Source organism: Botryobacter ruber, from assembly GCF_003347595.2.
GTDB lineage: Bacteria > Bacteroidota > Bacteroidia > Cytophagales > Hymenobacteraceae > Pontibacter > Pontibacter ruber_A.
In genome coordinates this window covers 1-23,496 of sequence record NZ_QCZK02000054.1, presented here as the reverse complement: position 1 = coordinate 23,496, position 23,496 = coordinate 1, and the positions used below count along the sequence as shown (strand labels likewise).

The following is a 23,496-nucleotide window of genomic DNA, read 5'->3' as shown; positions in this document are numbered from 1 at the left end:
ACCCATTTCAAATCGAAAAATCCAAAAACAAGGTATAACATCTTTAATTACAGTAGATTATATAGATATAAAAAAGCAACGTTTGGACACTAATGATCTGGCACTTATAGCTTCAAAACCATAAACTTGATCCCGCATTTTCCAGTGTACCCACTTATAAGACCTATGCTTACTAACAAATTTGTAGAATTCAGTCAATGTTTCTTTTTCTAACTTATTTCGTGCTTCCTCACTCAATCTGTCTATATCTACTTTCTTTATCTGTGCAGAGAGATGGATTGAGAAAGATTTTGTCTGACCAGTTTCTAAGTTGTGAATAGCAATAGATGTAATCCTCGGGACTCTGTTCCGGTGGTTCAAGAAGGACTCACAAGAGTAGTGTATAATGAGGACTTTACTCCTGACTTTGAGAATGTATTTAAGTTCTTCTAAACCTTTAGCCCTTTCTTTTGATCGGTATGTATTAAATAACATTGCTGTTTTTTTTGGATATACTTTTAAATTAAAGTCGCCGGGTTTCATAACAACAGATGCACGAAAACATAGCAAAAAAAGAGGGAGAACCTTAAAGCTCTCCCTCCATACTGTTACTCCTTACGACCCACAAGCCTCACAAGCATCCGGGTTATCCAGGGAGCAGGCCATGTCGCTGCGGTTCTGGTCCTGGTAGACTGGTGATAGCGTTTCGGCTGCCTGTTTTTCTACCGTAAATTTGATAGCGTCGGCGGCGGCTTTGGTGCGCAGGTAGTACATACCCGTTTTCAGGCCTTTCTTCCAGGCGTAGAAGTGCATCGAGGTCAGCTTGCCGAAGTTGATGTTCTGCACGTGCAGGTTCAGCGACTGGCTCTGGCAGATATAGGCGCCACGGTCGGCACTCATATCGATAACGGTACGCTGGCTGATTTCCCACACCGTTTTGTACAGGTCCTTGATGTGCTGCGGAACGTTCGGGATGTCCTGAACAGAACCGTTGGCCGCAATGATGGCGTTTTTCATCTTGTCGTTCCAGATGCCCAGCGCAATCAGGTCTTTCAGCAGGTGCTTGTTCACGATCATGAACTCGCCGCTCAGTACACGACGCACATAAATGTTGGACGTATAAGGCTCAAACGACTCGTTGTTGCCCAGTATCTGTGCAGTAGAAGCCGTAGGCATAGGGGCCAGCAGCAGCGAGTTGCGTACGCCGTGCTCCATTACTTCCTGGCGCAGCTCTTCCCAATCCCAGCGGCCAGACTCCGGCGTAACGCCCCACAGGTCGAACTGGAACTTACCTTCCGACAGCGGCGAACCTTTGAACGTTGCATACGGTCCCTGTTTCTTGGCCAGGTCTTTAGAGGCCGTCATGGACGCAAAGTAAATTGTCTCGAAGATATCTTTGTTCAGGCCGCGTGCCTCTTCACTCTCGAACGGCATGCGCAGGTGAATAAAGGTATCGGCCAGCCCCTGCACGCCCAAGCCTATCGGGCGGTGACGCAGGTTGGAGTTTTTCGCTTCCGGAACCGGGTAGTAGTTGATGTCGATAACCTTATTCAGGTTTTTGGTAACGTGGTAGGTTACATCAAACAGCTTCTGGTGGTCGAACACCTTGTGGCCGTTCTCTTCTTTCACAAAGCGTGGCAGGGCCAGCGATGCCAGGTTACACACCGCAATCTCATCTTTATCGGTGTACTCCATAATTTCGGTACACAGGTTCGAGCTCTTGATGGTGCCCAGGTTCTGCTGGTTGCTCTTGCTGTTGGCGGCGTCTTTGTAGAGCATGTACGGCGTACCGGTTTCGATCTGCGACTCCAGCACGGCAAACCACAGGTCCTGTGCTTTTACGGTTTTGCGGGCACGGCCTTCGCGCTCGTACTTCTCGTACAGGCGCTCAAAGTCCTGGCCCCAGCACTCGGCCAGTCCGGGCGCTTCGTTCGGGCAGAAAAGGCTCCAGGTGCCGTTCTCTTCCACGCGCTTCATGAACAGGTCCGGTGTCCAGAGGGCGTAGAACAGGTCGCGGGCGCGGTTTTCTTCTTTTCCGTGGTTCTTTTTCAGGTCCAGGAATTCGAAGATATCGGCATGCCAGGGCTCCAGGTAAATAGCGAAGGCGCCTTTGCGCTTGCCGCCACCCTGGTCAACGTAACGGGCCGTGTCGTTAAACACTTTCAGCATCGGGATGATACCGTTGGACGTGCCGTTGGTGCCTTTGATGTAAGAGCCGGTGGCACGTACGTTGTGGATGCTCAGGCCGATCCCGCCTGCGCTTTGCGAAATCTGGGCGCATTGCTTCAGGGTATCGTAGATGCCCGGGATGCTGTCGTCCTGCATGGCCAGCAGGAAGCAGGAGGAAAGCTGCGGCTTTGGTGTGCCGGCATTAAAGAGCGTTGGCGTGGCGTGCGTAAACCATTTTTCGGACATGAGATTATAAGTCTCGATGGCAGATTCGATGTCGTCTTTATGGATACCCACGGCCACGCGCATCAGCATGTGCTGCGGACGCTCTACTATTCTTCCGTCGAGGCGCAGCAGGTACGAGCGCTCGAGCGTTTTATAGCCAAAATAATCGTAGTTGTAGTCGCGGTCGTAAATGATGGTGGAGTCGAGGGTAGCGGCATGCTTACGGATTACCTCGTACACATCTTTTGCGAGCAGCGATGCATTCTCACCTGTTTTGGGGTCTTCGTAGGTGTACAACCGCTTCATGGTATTGGAGAACGACTTGCTGGTAACCTTGTGCAGGTTAGAAATAGCAACACGTGCCGCCAGTACGGCATAATCCGGGTGCTTGGTCGTAAGCGAGGCGGCAGTTTCTGCAGCCAGGTTGTCCAGCTCCACGGTGGTTACGCCATCGTAAATACCGTCAATCACTTTTTTGGCCACCTCTATAGGCGACACATAGTCCATATTAAGGCCGTAGCAAAGTTTCTCGATGCGTGCGGTTATCTTATCGAATTTAACGGATTCGCGCCGGCCGTCTCTTTTTACAACTAACATAGCTCTTATACATTTAGCGGGGGTAAAAGGCCCGGGTTATTGAATAGGTAAAATTTATATAATAAGCTTCTGCTCACACAGAAGAAGGATACAGGTAATGTTCTTACAGAAGCCTTACGCCGAATGGTGCGCAAGCCGTTGCATTACAACTGATTGCAGGTAAAGCAAAATCTATTGCCTGCTGAACCGGACAAAGCTGTTCCACAAGTGGGTTGTGCAGCCGGTGTGGGTTTGGTGGCAGGAGCTAAAGACTTTTGCTGTGCTTTGTCCGAATTATACAAAGCCTCAGCTCCCTTCTTTTGTCATCCTGAAAGGATCTTGTGGGCGAGTACCAGTAAGGCTGGCTATTCCCACTCAATCTGTCTGAATCAGGATGAACAGAATTTTAGAATTTTCAGGATTCGTAAGGTTAAATTCCTGGCTACACACGCTACCATTCCTTTTGCTCCTTTTTTGTTTCGGGCTCGGATAGCTATGCGCTGGCATTTCTGCGCCTTGCCCACAAGATCCTTTCAGGATGACAAAAAAAATGGAGTTATACTAAGTACTAAGCCTACGCTCTTTCTTCCCAAACTCTCTAACTCCCAAACTCTCTAACTCCTAAACTCTCTAACTCCTAAAAGTCTTCGTCGAGTGAGAATACGTTTTTGTCTTTATCGCCTCCAACGCCGGCTTTCTGGTATTCGGCCACACGCTTCTCGAAGAAGTTGGTTTTACCCTGCAGCGAGATCATCTCCATAAAGTCGAATGGGTTGGTGGCATTGTAAAGCTTGCTGCAGCCAAGTTCGCCCAGCAGGCGGTCGGCCACAAACTCAATGTACTGGCTCATCAGTTTGGCATTCATGCCAATCAGGTCTACCGGCAGGGCATCGGTCACGAATTCCTGCTCAATGGTTACGGCGTCGCGGATAATCTCATGCACACGCTCTTCGGGCAGTTTGTTCTCCAGCATCGAGTAGAGCAGGCAGGCAAAGTCGCAGTGCAGACCTTCGTCGCGGCTGATAAGTTCGTTGGAGAAGGTAAGCCCTGGCATCAGGCCACGCTTCTTCAACCAGAAGATAGAGCAGAACGAGCCCGAGAAGAAAATACCCTCAACGGCAGCAAAAGCAACAAGACGTTCAGCAAAACTTTCGCTTTCGATCCAGCGCAGCGCCCATTCGCCTTTTTTACCAACTGCCGGCACCGTCTCCAGCGCATTGAACAGGTGGTCTTTCTCTTTCTGCTTTTTTACATACGTATCGATCAGCAACGAATAGGTTTCGGAGTGGATGTTCTCCATCATAATCTGGAACCCATAGAAGCAGCGGGCTTCCGGTATCTGCACCTCATTCATGAAGTTTACCGCCAGGTTCTCGTTCACAATTCCGTCGGAGGCGGCAAAAAAAGCCAGCACATGGCTGATAAAGTGCCTTTCGCCATCGTTCAGATTTTCCCAGTCTTTCAGATCCTGCGAGAGGTCGATCTCTTCGGCGGTCCAGAAACTGGCTTCAGCTTGTTTGTACATCTTCCACACCGCGTCGTGCTGAATCGGGAACAAGACAAAGCGGTTTGGGTTCTCTTTCAGTATTGGCTCCATAAACACGTAAGCTTAATAAGTTAAAACATTCTCCGGGACAAGCCGCCCCAACATGTATGTCAATTATAAAATAGGTTTGAGTCCGGGTTTTTCCGGACGCCCGGGATTTTCGGGAGTTCAAATATATGGAATTGAACTCGAAATAAGGGGCTAAAGTTTTTCAATTTCTCCACACCTTTCTAATGTTCAGATTATCAAATTGTTAAGCCAAAATAAACAGGTTTATTAACATGATATTTTTTCTATATTCAAACCCTGTAATACTTACCGAGGACACCACACCCTGCAGCAGCGCCAGCAATAGTACAATCTCCAAACCTTCTCAGAATTAAAACAACCGGAAATCAAAAGGAAAAATCTAAAAACGAGCAGCAGAGGCAATGGTGGCTGCCGCAGCAGATATTTCAAGCTTGCCAACAGTTATTGTGCATAATCTTCAGGTGCAAAAACAAATGCATTTTACTATATATCAACAACTTATAAACCAACAACAGGTAGCAAAATTTTTAAACACGAGATTTCAACACCGTTATCCACACACTTGTAAAGAGATGTGTATTCTGGGCTTCGCAGAAATTATCGGGGCTACAGCTTGTAAAGTAAAAATAATACCTGTAATTTTGCGCACTAAATCAAAATATACATTGAAGCTGATGTACGCAATTGTAGAAATCGCAGGTCGACAGACCAAAGTAGAGAGCGGCAAGTTCATCTACGCTAACAAGCTTTCCGGCAATGAAGGTGACGCCGTTGAGTTCGCCAATGTTCTTCTTACTGATGACAACGGTACCGTTACCCTTGGTGCTCCTTTTGTAAGCGGTGTTAAGGTAACAGGTAAAATCCTTACCCCGATGGTAAAAGGCGACAAGGTTATCGTTTTCAAAAAGAAGAGAAGAAAAGGATACAAGAAGAAGAATGGCCACCGCCAGCAATTCACGAAGGTCCTGATCGAGAGCATTGGATAAGCAGTAAGAAGAAATTAATCGTTTGAACATTCTCCGGGCCTTACCTTAACGCCCGGATTAACTAGTAAAAGAAAATGGCACACAAAAAAGGAGCTGGTAGTTCTAACAACGGTCGCGAATCGCATTCTAAACGACTGGGTGTTAAAATTTATGGTGGTCAGGATATCATCGCCGGCAACATCATTGTAAGACAAAGAGGTACAGCACATCACCCAGGCGCTAACGTAGGTATTGGTAAAGACCATACCCTGTTTGCCCTGACCGATGGTGTTGTAGAGTTCAAGAAAGGCAAGAAAAACCGTTCTTTTGTTTCTGTTCTACCTAAAGCACAGGCAGAAGCGTAAGCTAAAACACTTTTCTGCTTCGGCAGATAGAATTGAAGCGGCTGTTCCGAAAGGGGCAGCCGCTTTTTGTTATGACTGATAATAGCCTACGCCGTGGGCATTCTATAGGAAACGCTCGTCCACCAGTTCCTTATTTAACATAGCGCCTGCTTTGGTGCCGGCTGCTACTGCTGCCGATACAGACCGGAACATCGTCGTGTTGTCGCCGGCAGCATATACACCCGGCACGGTTGTGCGCTGAAAATCATCGATGGCAAGATAACCCTGCTCATTAAGCTGGCAACCCAATTGCTCCGGAATGGTGCAGTGCTGGCTGAAGGGGGTGCGGGCAAAAAGTGCGGCAATTTTTTTGCTGCTGCCGTCTTTGAACTGCACCTGCTGCAGGTTGCCGTTGGTATGCTCCAGGGCAGCTATTTCAGACTGGATAATGCGGATATTTTTCCCGGTTAACTTCTTTTCCTGCTCTTCTGTTAAAGTAGATTGTCCGTTGGTAAACAGCACCAGATCCTGGCTCCAGTTGCTGATGAATTTGCCGAACTCGAATCCCATGTCGCCATTACCCAGTACACCCAAAGGCTGATGCCGTACTTCGTAGCCGTGGCAGTATGGGCAATGCAGTACCGAAATGCCCCAGCATTCCGAAAATCCCTGTATGGGTGGCATCAGGTCGGTAACGCCCGTGGCAAACAAGAGCTTTGTGGCACTAAAACTTTCGTCGTTATCCGTAGAAATGGTAAACCCATTTTCGGTTTTGCTGCCGCTCAGGGCTAAGCCGTTGTAGAAGCTGATGGTGTTGTAGGCAAGTACCTGTTTTTTTGCGTCCTCTGTTATTTGCCCGGGGGTTCTGCCGTCCTGGGTAATAAAGTTGTGTGAGTGGGGTGTTTGTCGGTTGCAGGGCTTTCCGCTGTCGATAACCAGCACCTGCCGGAGCGACCGCCCCAGGGCCATGGCGGCAGAAAGCCCGGCATAGCTGCCGCCAATTATAATTACATCAAAGTTCGTTTTGTCTTGCATAGCTCAGATTTTTAAGGGCCAATGTCTCTTTTACTGGATACCGTTGGTGGCATTTCCAGGGGCAAGGTAGGCATTATTTTCATAAATGCAATACTGTTGCATTTATGCATTTTATAAGAAGCTATGGGTTGGAGTGAGGTGCAACCAGGATTAATTTACGGGCTTCTAGCCGGAGAGATAAACTGTGGCACACCTGGTACCGGAACTACAATTTTGTGGTAACTAGCGGGGGTGGGTTTTCTAAGACCTCTGATACACGTATATTTGTAAGTGAAAACAGCTTACCCGCTATGAAACAGGCAAAAGAACTTCTGGGAGAATACGGCCTTCGCAAGACCAAATGCCGCCTCGACATTCTGGACCTGTTCCTGTCGCACCAGCAGGCGCTGGCCCATGCCGATATCGAGCAGGTGCTCGGCGACCGCTACGACAGGGTTACGATTTACCGTACGCTCTACTCGTTTAAGGAGCAGGGGCTGCTGCACAGCATCAACGACATCAGCGGCGCTGTGAAGTTTGCCCTGTGCCAGGAAGCCTGCTCCCAGCACCAGCATTACGACAACCATATCCACTTCAGCTGCACCCAATGCGGCCAGACCTTCTGCCTCAACGAGGTACACATACCCGCCATGACCCTGCCTGCCGGCTACTCGGTGCACAACCTGCATTTTTCGGCCGAAGGGATTTGCAAGGCCTGTAATGCGAGGGAGTAGTATCTCATTACTGAAATTTCCGTTTCAGGATATAGATATTGCCAGCTTTGCCTACCGCAAATGCTGCTGCATAGATAAAACCAACAGAACCCTTTCCCCTCTGCCCATGAAAAACCCCACCGGTCCGGAAGCGTTCCGGAAGTTAGCTTCTTCGCCTGCCAAAATGCGGCTGTTCATGCTCTCGCGCCTGCCGATGGTGTACCTGGCCGATGTCCGGGTAGCCGGTTTTACAGAGGAGCGGGCCACCACAACAATCCCGCTTAAATACCTGACCAAGAACCCCTTTGGCTCCATTTACTTTGCCTGCCTGAGCATGGCTGCAGAGCTTTCGACAGGCGTGCTTTGCATGATGCATGTATTCCAGTCGGTGCCGGCGGTATCGATGCTAGTGGTGCACATGGAGGCAGACTTTATCAAAAAAGCAACCGGCAAAATTACCTTTGTGTGCGAAGACGGGAAGCAGATACGGGAGGCGGTGGAGCAGGCAAAAGCAACAGGCGAAGGGCAAACTGTAATTGCCACAAGCACAGGCACCGACGAAGCCGGCAAAGAGGTGGCCCGTTTCAGCTTTACCTGGTCTTTCAAAGTAAAACGGAAAAGGCACGTGTAACAGAACGCTGCAAAGGTTTTGTGTCCTTTTTCGCACGATTCATCTCACTTTTCTACCTGTTCCGCACTTTTTTCGCTTTCATCTTTTTATAAACCCGTATATTTGCGCCTTAAAATAAAAACGACGTCCTATACTTTTGGCACAACCAGATAAAAAGAAGATAGTAATTTTCGCTTCGGGATCGGGCAGCAATGCACAGCGCCTGATGGAGTACTTCGAGCACCACAACAGCGTACGTGTGGTTGCCCTGTTCGCCAACAACCCGAAAGCGTATGCCCTTAAAAGAGCCGAGACATTTCATGTTCCGGCTTTTTTGTTTAACAGAGAAGATTTTTACCAGTCCGGCAAAGTGCTGCAGCAACTGCAGGAACTGAACCCTGACCTGATCGTGCTGGCCGGTTTCCTGTGGCTGGTGCCGCAAAATATCGTGCAGGCTTTTCCGAACAAGATTGTAAATATCCATCCGGCCCTGCTGCCTGAGTACGGCGGCAAAGGCATGCATGGCATCCATGTGCACACCGCGGTGGTGCAGGCAAAGGCAAAAGAGTCGGGCATCACCATCCACCTGGTAAACGAAGAGTACGACAAAGGCGACTTTGTTTACCAGCACCGCTGCCCCGTACACGAAACCGACACCCCCGAAGAACTGGCAGCCCGGGTGCTGCAACTGGAGCACGAACACCTCCCACGCGTAATAGAAGAACTGGCGCTGAAACAATAGAACCTTACATATTTAACCATACCGCAATGCAAGCTATTAAAATTAAATCCGCACTTATCTCGGTATACTATAAAGACCGTCTGGAGCCACTGGTGGAGCTTCTGAAACAAAACGGCGTTACCATCTACTCAACAGGCGGCACGCAGTCTTTCCTGGAAGAGCAGGGCGCTGAAGTAGTAGCCGTAGAAGACCTGACAGCTTATCCTTCTATCTTTGGCGGACGCGTGAAAACGCTGCACCCGAAAGTATTCGGAGGCATCCTGCACCGTCGTGATAACGACAGCGACCTGGCAGAGCGGGAGAAATTTGAAATTCCGCCTATCGACCTGGTAGTGGTAGACCTGTACCCGTTCGAAGAAACAGTAGCTTCAGGCGCTGGTGAGGCAGATGTAATTGAGAAGATCGACATCGGCGGTATTTCTTTAATAAGAGCTGCAGCTAAGAACTTTAAAGATGTGCTCATCGTGTCGTCGCGCGACCAGTACGATGAAGTAGTAGAAGTACTGAAAGCCAAAGACGGCGCTACCGAACTCGAAGACCGCAAGCGCTTTGCTGCCAAAGCCTTTGATATCTCATCCAACTACGATACCCACATCTTCAACTACCTTAACAAAGAAGAAGAAGTGCAGGTGTTCAAGCAGAGCATCCGCGAAGCTACGCCGCTGCGTTACGGCGAAAACCCGCACCAGAAAGGCACCTTCTACGGCAAACTCGAAGACCTGTTTGAGGTGCTGAACGGCAAGCAACTGTCGTATAACAACCTGGTAGACGTAGACGCTGCCGTGGCACTGGGAGCAGAGTTCGAAGAGCCGGCCGTGGCGATCCTGAAGCACACCAACGCCTGCGGTGTCGCTACCGCCGATACTATTAAAGAAGCCTACCTGCTGGCCCTGTCTTCCGACCCGGTATCTGCTTTCGGAGGCGTGATCATTGCCAACCGCACCATCGACTTAGGCACTGCCGAAGAACTGAACAAGCTTTTCTTTGAAGTGCTGATTGCACCAGAATATGACGCGGATGCCCTGGAACTGCTGCGCTCTAAGAAGAACCGCATCCTGCTCAAGCAGAAGCCGGTGGAGTTCTCTAAAAAGCAGTTCAAGACGTTGCTCAATGGTGTAATTGAGCAGGATAAGGATTTGCTGACCGAAACAGAAGCCGACTTCAAAACCGTTACCAAACGCGAACCGTCTGCCGAAGAGAAAAAGGCGCTGGTATTTGCAGCCAAAGTTTGTAAGCATACCAAGTCCAACACCATCGTGCTGGCTACCGATAAAATGATGTTCTCCAGCGGCGTAGGCCAGACCTCCCGCGTCGATGCCCTGCGCCAGGCTATCGAGAAAGCAAACAGCTTCGGCTTTGATGTGAGCCAGACGGTGATGGCCTCTGATGCGTTCTTTCCGTTCCCGGATTGTGTAGAGATTGCAGACCAGGCAGGCATTAAAGCAGTCGTGCAGCCAGGCGGTTCTATCAAAGACCAGGACTCCATTGCCTACTGCGATGCCCACAACATGGCTATGGTGATGACAGGCGTGCGCCACTTCAAGCACTAAACCATAACCTATCGCAATAAAGCTTCTAAGCCCCGGCCTCCTTTGGCCGGGGCTTTTTAGTGGGCATAGTTCCAAAACATTTCACTAAATTGCAGTTCTTCATGATATAATGTTTTAAAACATCATCCAGAACTCCGGGAAATGGGATTTATCAATAAATATACGGGCGTACTTCGCACTTTTAAGGCTGTTTATTTTTTAAATAACCTTTTGCAGTCCAAAAAGCTGAAGCACAACAAAGCTATTTACAAAAAGTACAAGTTAGACCGGTCTATCTACAGCCCCATATCAAGCACAGTACTTAAAAAACTGCCACCGCAGGAGGAGCCGTGGCTTGACAGCCCTGAAGCACAGCAGCGCCTTTCCAGAAACCCACAATTTTCACAGTTCCCGCTTCCCTTGCAGGAGAAACTAAAAACCTGGCCTGAAAACGGCTTCCTTGCACTGAACAGGTTTTTCTCCGATGAGGTGATAGACAATGTAAACGACGAGATAGACAGGCTGCTGCAGGATCATAAGGTAGACTTTAACTACACGCACAAAAAAATCATGTTTGCTTTCAGGCACTCCGATGCGCTGAAAGCCATTCTCTATAAGCCTGCACTCACGAACATTCTGGAATTTCTCCTGGGCAGACAGGTGATTCCTTTCCAGACGATTAATTTCCTGAAAGGCAGTGAACAGCGCGCCCATTCCGACTCGATTCATATGACAACCTATCCACTTGGCAACCTGATAGCAGTATGGATAGCACTTGAAGATACTGATGAAGCGAATGGCCCTCTATTCTATTACCCTGGCAGCCACAAGCTGCCTTACATCCTTAACAGCGATTTCGAAAGTGGCAGTACCAAATACAGAATAGGCAGTGTGGCCTACCGGAAATATGAAGACAAGGTACAGGAGGTAATACAGGAGAATCAACTGCAGAAACAGGTATTCTATGCAAAGAAGGGCGATGTGTTTATCTGGCATGCCAACCTGTTACACGGCGGCAGTCCTGTACACGACCTGGCCAGAACCCGGAAAAGCATGGTGATTCATTATTACGCCAAAGATGTAATCTGCTACCACGAAATAACCCAGCGCCCGGCCCTGATGAACGATTACCCAACAGCTGAAGTACAGGTAACCGAAATAGATTAAACTTAACTTCCTGCAGTGGCTTATGAGAGAAAAAAGGCAGTGAAGCGCGTTAAAAAGTCTGCTGCAGCTGCCACCACAGCCTCTGCTCCTGAAAACGTCTTACACCAGATAGTAAAAAGGACCTTCCATTACAAGACCTTCAGTAGCTAGCTTAGTTGCAGTTCGCCCACAAGCTCCCCTACGGGGATGACAAAGAGAGGAATAGTTTTGTGGAACCGCGTTAATACGATCTGCTCTTACTCCCCCTGCAGCGTAACCACCAGCCAACGCCTGGAGGCGTGGTCGCGGTGCTCGCAGAGGTAAATGCCCTGCCAGGTGCCCAGGTTGAACTTGCCGTTCGTGATGGGCACGGTAACGGAGCTACCGAGGAGGGAGGCTTTCAAATGAGCAGGCATATCGTCGGGGCCTTCGAGGGTGTGCCGGTAGTAGGGGGCATTTTCGGGCACCATTTTGTTGAAGTGGCTCTCGAAATCCTGGCGCACGGTAGGGTCTGCATCTTCGTTGATGGTGAGGCTGGCGGAGGTGTGCCGGATAAAAACATGCGCCAGGCCAACTTTTATATCCTCCAGCTCAGGCAGCTGCGACTCAACCAGGTCGGTGATCAGGTGAAAGCCCCGCTTTACGGCCGGCAGTCGTATCTCTTTCTGAATCCACTTCATTTGTTACTCTTCTTGTTACTCTTCAACTAGTTCGTAGGCGCCCATATCTGGTGTACTTTCGTGGCGCATGGCTCCTGTTATGTCTGTTTCTATTCCCTCTATCGGGATACCGGCCCCATTGGCCGGCGACTGCTCCTCCAGGCTATAGCTCTGCTCTTCGCCCCGTTTAAATTTCGGATCCTGGTTCAGGATGTTTCCGTTCTCATTCAGATCCTCCTGGTAAAGTTCCGTCCGGATGAGGTTGTTGAGAATAAGCAGCGACAGGGTAGGCAATTCCTGGTTAGCCACTATCAGCAGTTCATCTTTGTTACTTGCCCCGTTGCTGTAGATGATGGTGTTGATCAGATTCAGGGAAGTAGGCTTGTCTTTTATCTCCGTACCCGGGATATAGTCGGCAATTACAAAAGAAGGTGTTTTGCGCAGCTGCGGGTTGTTATAGTTGGCAATGGTAGAATACAGCACCTCGTAATTGCCGCCGCCCAGCCCGGCAAAGCAGTATTGCCCGCAGTTCTCGATGAGCGTATTCACCACCCGCACATCAGAGGTAAAAGCGATAATGCCATCCTGGAACGCATATTGTATCTTACACCCTTCTACCAGGGTGCCGCCTTTGCCCGGGTTACCTATCCGGATACCCCACACGGTATTTTTGATGTCGGCATACCGGATGCTGTTGTTTTCGCTCCTGGTCAGAATCTGGATACCACCCCATTGCCCCGGTGCCTGTGCATAGGCCTGTTCCCGCCTGTAGCCGCTGAAAACCACGCGCTCTTCCGGCGTGCCTTCTACCTGCAGCTTTCCGTTTACCAGCAGCACCGATCGGTTTACGGCAAAAATACGGGTACCTTTCTGAATGGTGAGCGTGGCCCCTTCGCGCACCAGTACGGAGTCTAACAGCACATGCGGCTTATCGTTGGGCCACTCCGTTGTCCCGATAACGCCTTTGCGGTGGAAGTAGGCATTTTGCCCGTAGGCCACCAGCTTTACCTGCTGCCGGTTGCCGTTGGTCCGGAACAGGATGGAGTCGGCTACCAGAAAAGGAAGGTTTTCGTCGGTGGGGTTGATGTTGACTTTTACCAGCACGTACAGGCTGTCTTTCCCCCGCAGCTCTATGTTGTTTGCAATGGGGCTTTCCACGCCATTGATGATCAGCTTATAAGGAGAAGCGCCGGCCCCCGCCAGGGTTATCTCATTAATACGGACTGCCCTGGCATTCGGATTGTAAATTTTCAGGCGTTTGGTAATGCTGCCCTGTTCCACAAACACTGTATCGAACAGCACGGTGTCAGCAGAAAAAGCTAAGGTGGCAGTAGGATCAGTTGTAATTACCTCATCGCGGGGCGTACACGAAACAGCTGCTAGCAGCAACAGCAGGGGCAATAAGGAGATGAGGTATTTCAAGGTGTTGATTTTTATACGCTAATTTACCTGTACTTCAAACGGTAAAATAAACAGAATTTATATGAACCACCGAAATAAAATCAGAAGCAGGACAACCTGTACAAACATCAGTACAAATTGCCCTGCTCCGGTTACTTATTTTATTACGCTGCTGCGCCCTCTTTCAGCTTTTCGGCATTTTCGGCGATACGAAGCTGCTCGATAAAGTCTTCTACGCCACCATCCATTACGGCCGGCAGGTTGTATACGGTCAGGCCAATGCGGTGGTCGGTTACGCGGCCCTGCGGATAGTTGTAGGTCCTGATTTTATCGGAGCGGTCGCCGCTACCCACCATGCTCTTACGCTGCGCACCTTCAGCTTCATTCTTCTTGGCCAGTTCTATTTCGTAAACGCGCGAACGCAATACCTTCAGCGCCTTCTCAAAGTTCTTGATCTGCGACTTCTGGTCCTGGCACTGCGCTACCACGCCGGAAGGAATGTGGGTTAAGCGCACCGCCGAGTATGTCGTGTTTACCGACTGTCCACCCGGCCCGGAAGCACAGAACAAGTCTTTGCGGATGTCGTTCATATCGAGCTCCACATCAAACTCTTCCACCTCCGGCAGCACCACCACCGATGCCACAGACGTGTGAATACGGCCCTGCGTTTCGGTAGCCGGTACCCGCTGCACCCGGTGCACACCCGATTCGAACTTCATTTTGCCGTACACGTCTTCGCCGCTGATGCCCACGATAATCTCTTTGTAACCACCTGCTGTTCCCTCGGTAGCATCGATCAGCTCCATGCGCCAGCCCATTTTCTCGGCCAGGCGGCTGTACATGCGGTACAGGTCACCGGCAAACAAAGAAGCTTCGTCGCCACCGGCACCCGCGCGTATCTCCATGATAATGTCTTTGCTGTCGTTGGGGTCTTTCGGGATGAGCAGCTCCTTCAGGTTTTCTTCCATGGCCTCGCGCTGCGGCAACAGCTCGTCCAGCTCCTCCTTGGCCATCTCCCGGAACTCTTCGTCTTTCTCGGTGGCAATTACCTGCTTGGCGCTCTCGATGTTGCTGAGCAGGTTTTTATATTTTTTATATTCCGTAACGATCTTGTCCAGATCCTTGTATTCTTTATTAAGCGCCTTAAACTTCTTCAGGTCGCTCACCACGTCAGGCTGAATAAGCTGCTGGCTGACTTCCTCAAAACGCTGATTGATGGCTTCTAATTTATCTAACATGGCTTTGGTATTGTTATAATGTGCAAAGATACTAAATTGGCCTATAGTTTCATTTATACAACTACATGAATAAGATGTTCTGCCAACGTATACTGCTTTCTGCTATAACCTTTATTATTGTACTTATAGTTTCAGGTTGTGATGTAAAAGTAAAACCAATTGAAGGAGGCAAGGAAATTGCCCAGGAACTGGAGCGCCACAAGATCAAACGCGTGACCAGGCCCCAGATTCTGGCAGCCACCCGCAAAGCAGGCGACTCTATTGCAACCGTAGCCATGCAGGAAGTAGGGAAGCTCCTGCAGGAAAAGCTACAGGAAGGAGGCGTGGAAGCTGCTTTGCCCTACTGCCCGCCCGAGAACTTCCCGGCCATTAATGCGCTCGAAGAAAAATATGGCGCCACCGCCCGCCGCACCAGCTCCAAGCTGCGCAACCCCGCCAACAAAGCCGACGAACGTGTTACAGCCCTGTTGCAGCAGTACGAGCAGGGCGAGCTGAAGGAGCCACAGGTGGTGGAGCTTAACGAACAGGAGATGCTGTACACGGCGCCCATCTACATCCGGAGCGAAACCTGCCTGCGCTGCCACGGTACGCTTGGCCAGGAGGTAGCCACAGAAGAATACCAGGTACTGAAAGAACGGTATCCTACTGATGAGGCCACCGGCTATAAACTGGGCGACCTGCGCGGCATGTGGTACATTCACTTCACCAAGAAAGGCATCGTAACCGACCTGAACGCACAACCCAGGAAAAGCCGCATCCCGAAAGGGCTGTAAGATTTCACCGGCAGGTGCACACGTGGTAAAGCAGGCTGCCACAGGATCTCCATTATAATCTTTGCTCTGAAACATTTACTTTTGAAGCCAGTATGATGAATGCATACTGCATGTAATTTATAACCACAAAAAAAATAGATACTATGGCTGTTATTAAAGCAACTGATGATGATTTTGCAGGCATCTTAAACGCCAACCCCAATGTGGTGGTGAAATATTATGCCGACTGGTGCGGCAATTGCCGTTTATTTTCCCCAAAATTCAAGCGTTTATCCGACGATGAGCAGTTTGCCAATGTTGCCTTTGTTGACGTGAATGCCGAAACAAGCCCGGAAGCGCGTAAAATGGCCGGTGTTACCAACCTGCCTTTCTTTGCCGTTTTTAAAAAGGGCCAGTTAGTAGATACGGTGGCAGCCAGCAAAGAAGAGGCTGTACGTGACCTGATCCATAAAATTGTTTAACGCCCGCTATGAAAATACCTGCTATTAAGAAATTAGTCGAAACACACACCCTGCACGCCCTGATGGAGGCCGAAGCTGCCATTGTAGACGAGCAGCCGCTTGCCATAGAAGTAGAAGGAGAGGACGAAGGCGAACAGCTGACGCACGTGCTGGCTGCCGTCTGGATCCTGAACTACATGGAAGACAACAACACCGATTTTAAAACCGCCCTGCGCGAGTACACCAAAAAAGTACGCGTTTCTATCAGTTAACACTTCTCTGCCAGGCACAGGCTTTGTTCTCGGATTTAAGTTTGTGCCTGGTACAGACCTGCGCCACCTGCTATACAAAGCTTATTGCAGCAGCTAAGGGAATGGTGGCAATGGCTGCAGAAAAATCTGACCACCCGAAGGCTTTAGCTCCCTTACAGCAACTCATTTTTACTCCCTTCTACTACCTTTGCAGCAGCTGCTACTAAAAAAAAGTCTGCTGCACCAGCCACCACAGCCACTGCTCCTTACAGGTTTTTGGAAGCAAAGAATTGTTCTGCCAGCTTACCACCCTGTTCGGTGCAAATGCCGCGTATATAATACAGGTAAACACTCCGGTACACCTCGCTTAAGTCATAGCGTTCCGGCGGAAACACTGCAGGATTGATAATCATGTTCAGCTGCTCAAAGATGATCTTTGTGACCAGGTGCAGGTTAATGTCTTTCCGGAAATAGCCTTCCAGAATTCCTTTGTTAATTATTTCAGAAACAAGCGGATAGGAATAATTATCCAGGTGATCCAAACCCAAACGCCAGACATCCGGGTAATGCTGCTGCAGGTCCAGGACATACTGCAGGTTCAGCTCCTTTGTATCTTTTATCCCTTCATTCACCAGCAACATGATTTCTTCGACCGGGTTTTTAGCTTTCGCCAGCAGCTTTGCCTGTGCACGCTTCTGTTGTTCCATATCGAAAACCACCGCCTTCCGCACCATTTCATGCCTGTCTGAAAAAAGCTCCTGAAAAGTTGACGGCCTTATGTCAAGCTTTTTAATAATTACGTCCTGCGTATTTGCTTCTATCCCGTTTTGTTTGAACAAACGGACAATCTCCTCTAAGATGGTTTCAATAAAAGTCATAAGTTAGGTATCCTTCGCTAAATCAACTGCCATGGCTGTTAAACTGTACGTACAGCAACATCTGTTTCTCTTGTTACGGCTGCTCCAAAGCAATAGCATGTCAGCCCCATCAAATGATTATACTGTATAGTGCAATGAAGAAAAATAGTTGCACAACATACACAAAGATAGCCAACTTATTTTTTTTGTAAACAGCTGTTTTCTGAAAGTACAGCTGCAGCAGAAAAGCAATGGCAAACCATGTTATATAATTAAAGGCGGGTATGGCCCCTTTATGCCAGCTCCAGAAATCGAACGTTACCGCCACAGGCTCCAGGAAGAAGTCCAGCAACACCATTAAAGCAGCCGCTGCTACAGCTTTTAACAGCCAATGCACCCGGAGCCGGTCAGCCAGGGTGCCGGTTACATACACCAGCATCAGCCAGTTCAGGCCAATGAGCAGGGGCACGCGCCACAGTTTATAGCCCAAGGCACTGCCATAGCTGTAGCTGCCAAACAACAGGCCCGTATGCACCCCCACCACCTCCACCAGGAAACCTACAGCAAATACCGTCAGGGCAAACAGGAAAAAGGTTCGGTTCCAGCGCCTGTGAAAACCAAACAGCAGCGCGTTGGTCAGCAGCAGGTTCAGGGGCGTGAGCGACTGGAAATAAGCAGGATTGTTACTGAAAGCCATTCCCCAGAGGCCAACTGCATGAAAAATTACAAGCACCGCAACAGACAACGGCAGCGCATACCGCTTCAGCACCGGAATAGCAGGCACCAGGGCAGAGGTATCTTGAGTGGTTCCGGACATTAGCTGTTACATAGTTTCATTTTCGACCAGGTCTCCTACAATTTTGGCCGAGAGCAGGCACAGCGGAATGCCGCCTCCCGGGTGCACGCTTCCGCCACAGAAGTACAGGCCTTTTAACGCAGCACTGAAATTCGGGTGACGCAGGAAAGCAGCCATCCGGTTGTTGGAGCTGCTGCCATACAACGCACCGGCATACGAAGAAGTCTGCTGCTCGATCAGGAGCGGGTCCAGCACCTGTTCGCAGGCAATCAGCGGCGCAATTTCTGTCTGCAGCATTGCACTGAGCTTTTTCAGCACCGTCTCGCGTGTAACCGCAATCAGTTGCTGCCAATCCTGCCCCTGGTGGTGCGGCACATTTACCATCACAAACCAGTTCTCGCAACCCGGCGGTGCATCTTCCGGCTCGGCCTTTGAGGTAATATTGATATAAACTGTCGGGTCCGGGCTAATGGTTTTATGCCGGAAGATGTGCTCAAATTCGGTTTTATAGCTCTCGCTGAAGAAGATATTGTGCACATGCAGCTCCGGAAACTCCCGCCGGATGCCCCAGTAAAAAATCAGGGCCGAACTGGAGCGTGGCTGCTGCAGTGTCCGCTCGGGCGCCTGCTGGTCGGGTAGCAGCTTGCGGTAAGTGGGCACCACATCCATGTTACTGACTACCACGTCGGCTTCATAAGCTCCCCTGGCAGTAGCCACGCCGGTTACCTTGCCGCCTTTTGTAGTTATCCGCTCCACCCGTTCGTTGTACCGGAAGGTAACACCAAGCTCTTCTGCCAGCGTTACCAGGCTGCGTGCAATGGCATAAATGCCACCTTTCGGATAGAAGGCGCCAATGTTGTGCTCCAGGTGCGGAATCAGGTTAAGGGTGCCGGGGGCCTGGTAGGGGTCGGAACCGTTGTAGGTGGCAAAGCGGTCGAGGAGCTGCACGAACCGGGAGTCTGTAAACCTGGCCGCATTGGCCTCGTGCATGGTAGTCGCCAGGCCGAGATCGGGAAGGCAGCCAAGTGCTTTCAGCACATCGGCACTGAAATACGTGCTGGCTTTGTGCAGCGACTTATGCAGAAACGTGTCGGCGGTGCCTTTGTACAGGCGGGCGCTCCTGGCCAGCACCTGGCTCACCGCCTCCGCCGGAACCCCCAGTTGCTGCTCCGCCTCTTCCGCGAAGCGAGTAGGGTCAGCCCAGGCTTTCATCCTGCTGCCATCGGGCCAGAAATAGTGCGTAATGGGGTTTAGCCTGGAATAAGTAAAGTAATCGGAGGGTGTACGACCCGCCAGCCTGAAAAGCTCGTCTACCAGGTGCGGCAGCGTGAACAGCGACGGACCGGCGTCGAACCGGAAGCCATCCAGCACAAACTGGTGCATTTTGCCCCCAAACGAGTTGTTTGCTTCCAGCACCGTCACGTCATAGCCTTTCAGCGCCAGTCGTACTGCTGAGGCAATACCTCCAATACCTGAACCTATGATGGCTGCTTTTTTCATTTATTCCAATGTACAAAAAATTCCCCAGCTCCATAACCGGGAAAGCCTGTAAAGGTTTCAGAAGAAAGTATTACAGGCAAGTGTCTGCACTACCTGCCACCAAACACGCTCCTGTAAACCGGCTTCCGGTAAGCGAACTGTGCCAGCATCAACGGGTACAACAGCACATCGAGCCAGCGGTATTTTGTGCGGTAGGTGATGATGTCGTGAATTACAGCGCCTGTGCCTGCTTTTTCGACTACATGTTTGTGCCGCCAGAAACGCAGTGGGGGCGGGAGCACCTGTCCCTGGTCTACAAACCAGGCTTCAGTTTCGGTTGTTTCTCTTTCGGTAATCAGGCTCGTCCACCGGAACGCTTTAAAGCCGGTCTGTAACTCAATTTCCACCACATCGCCTGGCGAACTCCCATCGAACCGCAATAATTTGAAGGAGGGATAGGGCGGAGCCAGCTTCCTGAAAAGGCTTTCATTAAATGCTTCAAAAACGGACAGGTAGTGCTGCCGGACGAATGTTTTCAGGTGTAGCTGCATAAATTTCCCGCTTTTGATTTTGAACCTCCCGTTTTAATAGCTTAACCACATTTCAGAAAGAAAGTTTTGCCGGCAGCCTTTTGCATCAGCTAAATTTCAGAAGAGCCTGTAACAGCGGATAAACCCACTCATACGCAAAAAACAGCAGCGGCCACCAATTGGTGGCCGCTGCTGTCTCTATTAATCAAACTATGGAAATTAATTCTTAGTTAAGTGAAGCGATGGGATCAGCTTTAGAATCTTTATCGCCGGTGATGGTTCCTTTCGCTACTACAGTACCTTTCAGCAACAGGATACCAGCTACGTGCGGGGCGGCAAAGGATGTACCGTAAGCACCGCTTCCGATAGAACCACCTTTGGTAGTCGTTGTTACGTTCACACCAGGGGCAGAGAAGTCTACAGATAAACCATAGTTAGAACGGTCCCACAGCCTGCCGTAGCTGTCCATAGCTGACACGGTGTACACACCAGGAGCGTTCAGTCGGGCAGGAGAAGTAGAAGCACAATCCACAGCACTGTTACCGGCTGCAATGGCAAACTTGATGCCTTTAGATGCTGCACTCTTTACCAGGTAATCCAGGGTAGAAGAGATACCGCTACCGATGCTCATGTTCACCACATCACCTGCTTTGGCATTCATGTTCACGTGGCTCACTGCGGAGATAGCGCTTGAAAGCGTACCGGCTCCTGAATCGTTGAACACGCGCAGGGCAACTACTGTAGCACCTGAAGCCACACCGATCATGCCTCTGCCGTTGTTTTTAGCAGCAATGATACCGGCTACGGTTGTTCCGTGGCCATAACCATCTTCTACCGACGTGGTTCCGCTCACAAAAGACTTGCTCCTGGACATATCCACGGTCAGGTCCGGGTGGTCTGTATCCACACCAGAGTCGATTACCCATACCGTCTTTCCGCGTCCGTCGCCGTAGCCTACGCGCTGGATGTTCCAGGGAACTATCTCTCCGGACATAGGGGTAATAGTACCTACCGTACCGTTGGCAGTGATCGATCCTTCTGCCGAAGCAGTGGTGTTAGCGGAAGTGATGCCTCTGTCTATGTTGATGATCTTGTCCTGCTCTACGTAAGCCACTTCCGGGTTATTACGCAGCTCCTGGAGCTGGTCGGCCGTCAGGCGGGCAGCAAAACCTTTCACAGCTCCCTGAAAGGTCTCTTTCACAGCACCAGATTCAATACCGGACTGTGCCAGCACCGACTGGCGGGTAGTGGCTTCGCCCATGGCAGAGATGCTGTTGGTAGAACCATCCTGGAATACCACGATGTACTGTCCTTCAATAGCCTGTCCGCTTGTGCCGGAAGTCTGCTGAACATCGGTTGGGGCAGCAAACTGTTGCTCCATCAACTCTTCTTTCTGGCAGCTGGAAAGTACCATGGCTGAAGCGAGAGCAGTAAGAGAGAGTGCTTTTCCGAATGTGAACTTTTTCATAGTAGTAGATTTAATATTGGCTTCGTTAAAAATTTCTGACCGTTAAAAGCAGCCTGATCAATAAAGCTGATAGTATAACCGTCATTCATATACATAACCAATTTCAACCCCTGTTTAGTTCCAAACACTGTAAAACTAATTCTATAAATAATCCTACTGCAGCTGTCTGTGCTGTTTTACACAGACGGGCACTTAGCCATGTAAAGGAGGGAAAAAGGGCCTGATTCTGCAGTTATCAGGCTTTTCCGAGCGAAAAGCAAACGGATAGAAAAAAGAGAAGCATTCATGTACGAGTTGCATAGAACATTTTAACTACTACTATAAACAGCACAGGCCGCTCTGTTGGAGCGGCCTGTGCTGTTTACTGTTTTACCAGATACTTCTTTGCTTATTCTACAGAAGCAATCGGGTCTGGCTGAGAATCTTTATCGCCGGTGATCGTGCCTTTCGCATAAACCTTGCCTCTCAGCAACAGTACACCTGCTACGTGCGGAGCGGCAAAAGAAGTACCATAGGCGCCGCCTCCGATCGAACCACCTTTGGTCGTAGTTGTCACGTTTACACCTGGTGCAGAGCAGTCTACAGGAAGTCCGTAATTAGATCTGTCCCAAAGCCTTGCATAGCTGTCCATCGCCGATACCGTATATACGCCCGGTGCATCTACACGGGCAGGCGTGGTGTTTATGCAATCCACGCCGCTGTTACCGGCTGCAATAGCAAACAGAATACCTTTAGCGGCTGCACTCTTCACGGCATTATCCATGGTAGAGGAAATTCCGCTGCCGATGCTCAGGTTTACAACGTCGCCCGGCTTTCCGTAGGTATCGATGTGAATTACTGCCGATATCGCACTGGAAAGCGTACCGGCGCCGGCATCGTCGAACACGCGCAGGGCAACCACAGTGGCTCCAGCAGCTACACCGATCATGCCTGAACCATTGTTCTTGGCAGCAATGATTCCTGTAACCGTAGTACCATGCCCGTAACCATCTTCCACAGAGGTAACTCCGCTAACAAAGGACTTGCTTCTGGCAAGATCAACGGTCAGGTCCGGGTGGTCTGTGTCTACGCCTGAGTCTACTACCCATACCGTTTTACCTGTTCCGTCACCGTAACCAACCTGGGCAATGTTCCAGGGAACAAGTTCACCGGCCAGTGGGGTAATTTTTGTATAAGTATTATCTGCAGGAGCAGTAGGTTCTGTTGTAGGAGCAGGGTCTGTTGTTGTAGTGCCGCCATCCGATTTTGTTGGCTTTCCACCACCTTTTGTAGTTCCGCCGTTACCTTTTACACTTTCACCGTCGGTTGTGTCAGTGTCTTTAACAGGCTTACCTAATGTAATGATCCTGTCCTGCTCGATATAGGCTACTTCCGGGCTGTTGCGAAGCGCTTTCAGCTGCTCAGCAGACAGACGTGCCGCAAAGCCTTTCACACTTCCCTGAAAAGTTTCTCTGATTTCCTCATTTCCAATACCAGCTTTAGCAAGTACCGCCTGACGTACAGAGGCCGATGCAAATTGGTTTGCAATTCTGGCATTAGCAGTATTATCTGTGCTTACGCCCACAGAGCCATCTTTAAAGACCACGATGTACTGTCCTTCAATGGCCTGACCATGAACTGTAGTCTCTGTAGCTACCGCTGTTGTAAACTGGTTTTCCATCAGTTCTTCCTGCTGGCATCCGGTTAATACGACCGCAGAAGCTAAAGCTGTACAGGCTAATACCTTTTTAAATGTAGAGATTTTCATAATTTGACTAAAGTGGAATGTGATAGATATTTTATATTGTCAATTTTAATTGAATATCAAACCATTTACGACATAAATATAGTTCATTTATTCACTAATAATTAACAGCAAAATATTCTACTTAACCCCTTGCCAAACACCCCATTTCACCTTGTTTATCTCATTAGCATCATATATATTTTATACAATAAAAATTGCCATTTATGGCGGTTTAAATAAATTTTATCTTATTTAATCAAAATGCAAATTCTTTTTATGTATAAATTAGC

22 protein-coding genes are annotated in these 23,496 nt (G+C 49.6%); 10 read left to right on the top strand and 12 right to left on the bottom strand.

Annotation, left to right across the window (positions count from 1 at the left end; genetic code table 11):
• Positions 1-594: 594 nt before the first annotated feature.
• On the bottom strand, positions 595-2,970 hold the full coding sequence (locus tag DCW36_RS18155; protein ID WP_114784695.1) for a ribonucleoside-diphosphate reductase subunit alpha: 2,376 nt from the start codon (positions 2,968-2,970) through the stop codon (positions 595-597).
• 616 nt (positions 2,971-3,586) lie between these two features.
• Positions 3,587-4,546, bottom strand: coding sequence for a ribonucleoside-diphosphate reductase small subunit (locus DCW36_RS18150; RefSeq protein ID WP_114784703.1), 960 nt, complete (start codon positions 4,544-4,546; stop codon positions 3,587-3,589).
• A 653-nt stretch (positions 4,547-5,199) separates the two neighbouring features.
• Here DCW36_RS18150 and rplU point away from each other — a divergent pair.
• Positions 5,200-5,511 (top strand): 50S ribosomal protein L21, encoded by a 312-nt coding sequence (rplU, locus tag DCW36_RS18145; RefSeq protein ID WP_114784701.1) that lies wholly within the window; start codon positions 5,200-5,202, stop codon positions 5,509-5,511.
• A 74-nt stretch (positions 5,512-5,585) separates the two neighbouring features.
• Positions 5,586-5,855, top strand: a complete 270-nt coding sequence (gene rpmA / locus DCW36_RS18140; protein WP_114784693.1) for a 50S ribosomal protein L27 — start codon at positions 5,586-5,588, stop codon at positions 5,853-5,855.
• A 102-nt stretch (positions 5,856-5,957) separates the two neighbouring features.
• On the opposite strand, the gene DCW36_RS18135 is transcribed toward rpmA, so the two are convergent.
• Positions 5,958-6,869, bottom strand: coding sequence for an NAD(P)/FAD-dependent oxidoreductase (locus DCW36_RS18135; protein ID WP_114784691.1), 912 nt, complete (start codon positions 6,867-6,869; stop codon positions 5,958-5,960).
• Between the two features lie 290 nt (positions 6,870-7,159).
• Here DCW36_RS18135 and DCW36_RS18130 point away from each other — a divergent pair, with 290 nt between their 5' ends.
• The 5 genes from DCW36_RS18130 to DCW36_RS18110 all read left to right on the top strand — a co-directional run bounded on the left by DCW36_RS18130 (position 7,160) and on the right by DCW36_RS18110 (position 11,609).
• Positions 7,160-7,582: a Fur family transcriptional regulator gene (locus DCW36_RS18130; protein ID WP_114784690.1), complete on the top strand. Its 423-nt coding sequence runs from the start codon at positions 7,160-7,162 to the stop codon at positions 7,580-7,582.
• A 106-nt stretch (positions 7,583-7,688) separates the two neighbouring features.
• Complete coding sequence (locus tag DCW36_RS18125; RefSeq protein ID WP_240676235.1) at positions 7,689-8,192, top strand: PaaI family thioesterase; 504 nt, start codon at positions 7,689-7,691, stop codon at positions 8,190-8,192.
• A gap of 136 nt (positions 8,193-8,328) precedes the next feature.
• Complete coding sequence (gene purN, locus DCW36_RS18120; RefSeq protein ID WP_114784688.1) at positions 8,329-8,913, top strand: phosphoribosylglycinamide formyltransferase; 585 nt, start codon at positions 8,329-8,331, stop codon at positions 8,911-8,913.
• Positions 8,914-8,939: 26 nt separating this feature from the next.
• Complete coding sequence (gene purH / locus DCW36_RS18115; protein ID WP_114784686.1) at positions 8,940-10,463, top strand: bifunctional phosphoribosylaminoimidazolecarboxamide formyltransferase/IMP cyclohydrolase; 1,524 nt, start codon at positions 8,940-8,942, stop codon at positions 10,461-10,463.
• A 210-nt stretch (positions 10,464-10,673) separates the two neighbouring features.
• Entirely contained in the window at positions 10,674-11,609 is a 936-nt protein-coding gene (locus DCW36_RS18110) for a phytanoyl-CoA dioxygenase family protein (RefSeq protein ID WP_164891171.1), read from the top strand.
• A gap of 236 nt (positions 11,610-11,845) precedes the next feature.
• Here DCW36_RS18110 and DCW36_RS18105 read toward each other — a convergent pair whose 3' ends face one another.
• The 3 genes from DCW36_RS18105 to prfA all read right to left on the bottom strand — a co-directional run bounded on the left by DCW36_RS18105 (position 11,846) and on the right by prfA (position 14,886).
• Entirely contained in the window at positions 11,846-12,268 is a 423-nt protein-coding gene (locus DCW36_RS18105; protein WP_114784682.1) for a secondary thiamine-phosphate synthase enzyme YjbQ, read from the bottom strand.
• A gap of 15 nt (positions 12,269-12,283) precedes the next feature.
• A complete protein-coding gene (locus DCW36_RS18100) occupies positions 12,284-13,669 on the bottom strand; it encodes a right-handed parallel beta-helix repeat-containing protein (RefSeq protein ID WP_114784680.1) in 1,386 nt (461 codons plus the stop codon).
• A 143-nt stretch (positions 13,670-13,812) separates the two neighbouring features.
• Complete coding sequence (gene prfA / locus DCW36_RS18095; protein ID WP_114784678.1) at positions 13,813-14,886, bottom strand: peptide chain release factor 1; 1,074 nt, start codon at positions 14,884-14,886, stop codon at positions 13,813-13,815.
• Positions 14,887-14,951: 65 nt separating this feature from the next.
• Between prfA and DCW36_RS18090 the strand changes: the two genes are divergently transcribed.
• The 3 genes from DCW36_RS18090 to DCW36_RS18080 all read left to right on the top strand — a co-directional run bounded on the left by DCW36_RS18090 (position 14,952) and on the right by DCW36_RS18080 (position 16,371).
• Entirely contained in the window at positions 14,952-15,659 is a 708-nt protein-coding gene (locus tag DCW36_RS18090) for a Tll0287-like domain-containing protein (protein ID WP_240676234.1), read from the top strand.
• 143 nt (positions 15,660-15,802) lie between these two features.
• Positions 15,803-16,120 (top strand): thioredoxin family protein, encoded by a 318-nt coding sequence (locus DCW36_RS18085; RefSeq protein WP_114784674.1) that lies wholly within the window; start codon positions 15,803-15,805, stop codon positions 16,118-16,120.
• Between the two features lie 8 nt (positions 16,121-16,128).
• The gene (locus tag DCW36_RS18080; RefSeq protein ID WP_114784672.1) at positions 16,129-16,371 is read left to right on the top strand and encodes a DUF6952 family protein; all 243 of its coding nucleotides are present in this window, start codon (positions 16,129-16,131) and stop codon (positions 16,369-16,371) included.
• A gap of 245 nt (positions 16,372-16,616) precedes the next feature.
• On the opposite strand, the gene DCW36_RS18075 is transcribed toward DCW36_RS18080, so the two are convergent.
• The 6 genes from DCW36_RS18075 to DCW36_RS18050 all read right to left on the bottom strand — a co-directional run bounded on the left by DCW36_RS18075 (position 16,617) and on the right by DCW36_RS18050 (position 23,227).
• On the bottom strand, positions 16,617-17,228 hold the full coding sequence (locus tag DCW36_RS18075; RefSeq protein ID WP_114784670.1) for a TetR/AcrR family transcriptional regulator: 612 nt from the start codon (positions 17,226-17,228) through the stop codon (positions 16,617-16,619).
• 109 nt (positions 17,229-17,337) lie between these two features.
• Complete coding sequence (locus tag DCW36_RS18070) at positions 17,338-18,024, bottom strand: carotenoid biosynthesis protein (RefSeq protein ID WP_114784668.1); 687 nt, start codon at positions 18,022-18,024, stop codon at positions 17,338-17,340.
• Positions 18,025-18,030: 6 nt separating this feature from the next.
• Positions 18,031-19,503: a 1-hydroxycarotenoid 3,4-desaturase CrtD gene (crtD, locus tag DCW36_RS18065; protein ID WP_114784666.1), complete on the bottom strand. Its 1,473-nt coding sequence runs from the start codon at positions 19,501-19,503 to the stop codon at positions 18,031-18,033.
• A gap of 89 nt (positions 19,504-19,592) precedes the next feature.
• On the bottom strand, positions 19,593-20,033 hold the full coding sequence (locus tag DCW36_RS18060; RefSeq protein ID WP_114784664.1) for an SRPBCC family protein: 441 nt from the start codon (positions 20,031-20,033) through the stop codon (positions 19,593-19,595).
• 205 nt (positions 20,034-20,238) lie between these two features.
• Positions 20,239-21,480, bottom strand: coding sequence for a S8 family peptidase (locus tag DCW36_RS18055; protein WP_240676233.1), 1,242 nt, complete (start codon positions 21,478-21,480; stop codon positions 20,239-20,241).
• 388 nt (positions 21,481-21,868) lie between these two features.
• Positions 21,869-23,227 carry a S8 family serine peptidase gene (locus DCW36_RS18050; RefSeq protein WP_240676232.1) on the bottom strand — a complete coding sequence of 453 codons (1,359 nt, stop codon included), beginning with the start codon at positions 23,225-23,227 and terminating at the stop codon, positions 21,869-21,871.
• Between the last annotated feature and the right edge of the window lie 269 nt (positions 23,228-23,496).

Coding starts and splice junctions, on each gene's coding strand:
- DCW36_RS18150 (WP_114784703.1), bottom strand. CDS start 4,546: ATGGAGCCAATACTGAAAGAGAACCCAAACCGCTTTGTCTTGTTCCCG.
- rpmA (WP_114784693.1), top strand. CDS start 5,586: ATGGCACACAAAAAAGGAGCTGGTAGTTCTAACAACGGTCGCGAATCG.
- DCW36_RS18080 (WP_114784672.1), top strand. CDS start 16,129: ATGAAAATACCTGCTATTAAGAAATTAGTCGAAACACACACCCTGCAC.
- DCW36_RS18085 (WP_114784674.1), top strand. CDS start 15,803: ATGGCTGTTATTAAAGCAACTGATGATGATTTTGCAGGCATCTTAAAC.
- DCW36_RS18050 (WP_240676232.1), bottom strand. CDS start 23,227: ATGAAAATCTCTACATTTAAAAAGGTATTAGCCTGTACAGCTTTAGCT.
- DCW36_RS18075 (WP_114784670.1), bottom strand. CDS start 17,228: ATGACTTTTATTGAAACCATCTTAGAGGAGATTGTCCGTTTGTTCAAA.
- DCW36_RS18105 (WP_114784682.1), bottom strand. CDS start 12,268: ATGAAGTGGATTCAGAAAGAGATACGACTGCCGGCCGTAAAGCGGGGC.
- rplU (WP_114784701.1), top strand. CDS start 5,200: ATGTACGCAATTGTAGAAATCGCAGGTCGACAGACCAAAGTAGAGAGC.
- DCW36_RS18060 (WP_114784664.1), bottom strand. CDS start 20,033: ATGCAGCTACACCTGAAAACATTCGTCCGGCAGCACTACCTGTCCGTT.
- DCW36_RS18070 (WP_114784668.1), bottom strand. CDS start 18,024: ATGTCCGGAACCACTCAAGATACCTCTGCCCTGGTGCCTGCTATTCCG.
- DCW36_RS18090 (WP_240676234.1), top strand. CDS start 14,952: ATGAATAAGATGTTCTGCCAACGTATACTGCTTTCTGCTATAACCTTT.
- DCW36_RS18155 (WP_114784695.1), bottom strand. CDS start 2,970: ATGTTAGTTGTAAAAAGAGACGGCCGGCGCGAATCCGTTAAATTCGAT.
- purH (WP_114784686.1), top strand. CDS start 8,940: ATGCAAGCTATTAAAATTAAATCCGCACTTATCTCGGTATACTATAAA.
- crtD (WP_114784666.1), bottom strand. CDS start 19,503: ATGAAAAAAGCAGCCATCATAGGTTCAGGTATTGGAGGTATTGCCTCA.
- prfA (WP_114784678.1), bottom strand. CDS start 14,886: ATGTTAGATAAATTAGAAGCCATCAATCAGCGTTTTGAGGAAGTCAGC.
- DCW36_RS18055 (WP_240676233.1), bottom strand. CDS start 21,480: ATGAAAAAGTTCACATTCGGAAAAGCACTCTCTCTTACTGCTCTCGCT.
- DCW36_RS18130 (WP_114784690.1), top strand. CDS start 7,160: ATGAAACAGGCAAAAGAACTTCTGGGAGAATACGGCCTTCGCAAGACC.
- DCW36_RS18135 (WP_114784691.1), bottom strand. CDS start 6,869: ATGCAAGACAAAACGAACTTTGATGTAATTATAATTGGCGGCAGCTAT.
- DCW36_RS18125 (WP_240676235.1), top strand. CDS start 7,689: ATGAAAAACCCCACCGGTCCGGAAGCGTTCCGGAAGTTAGCTTCTTCG.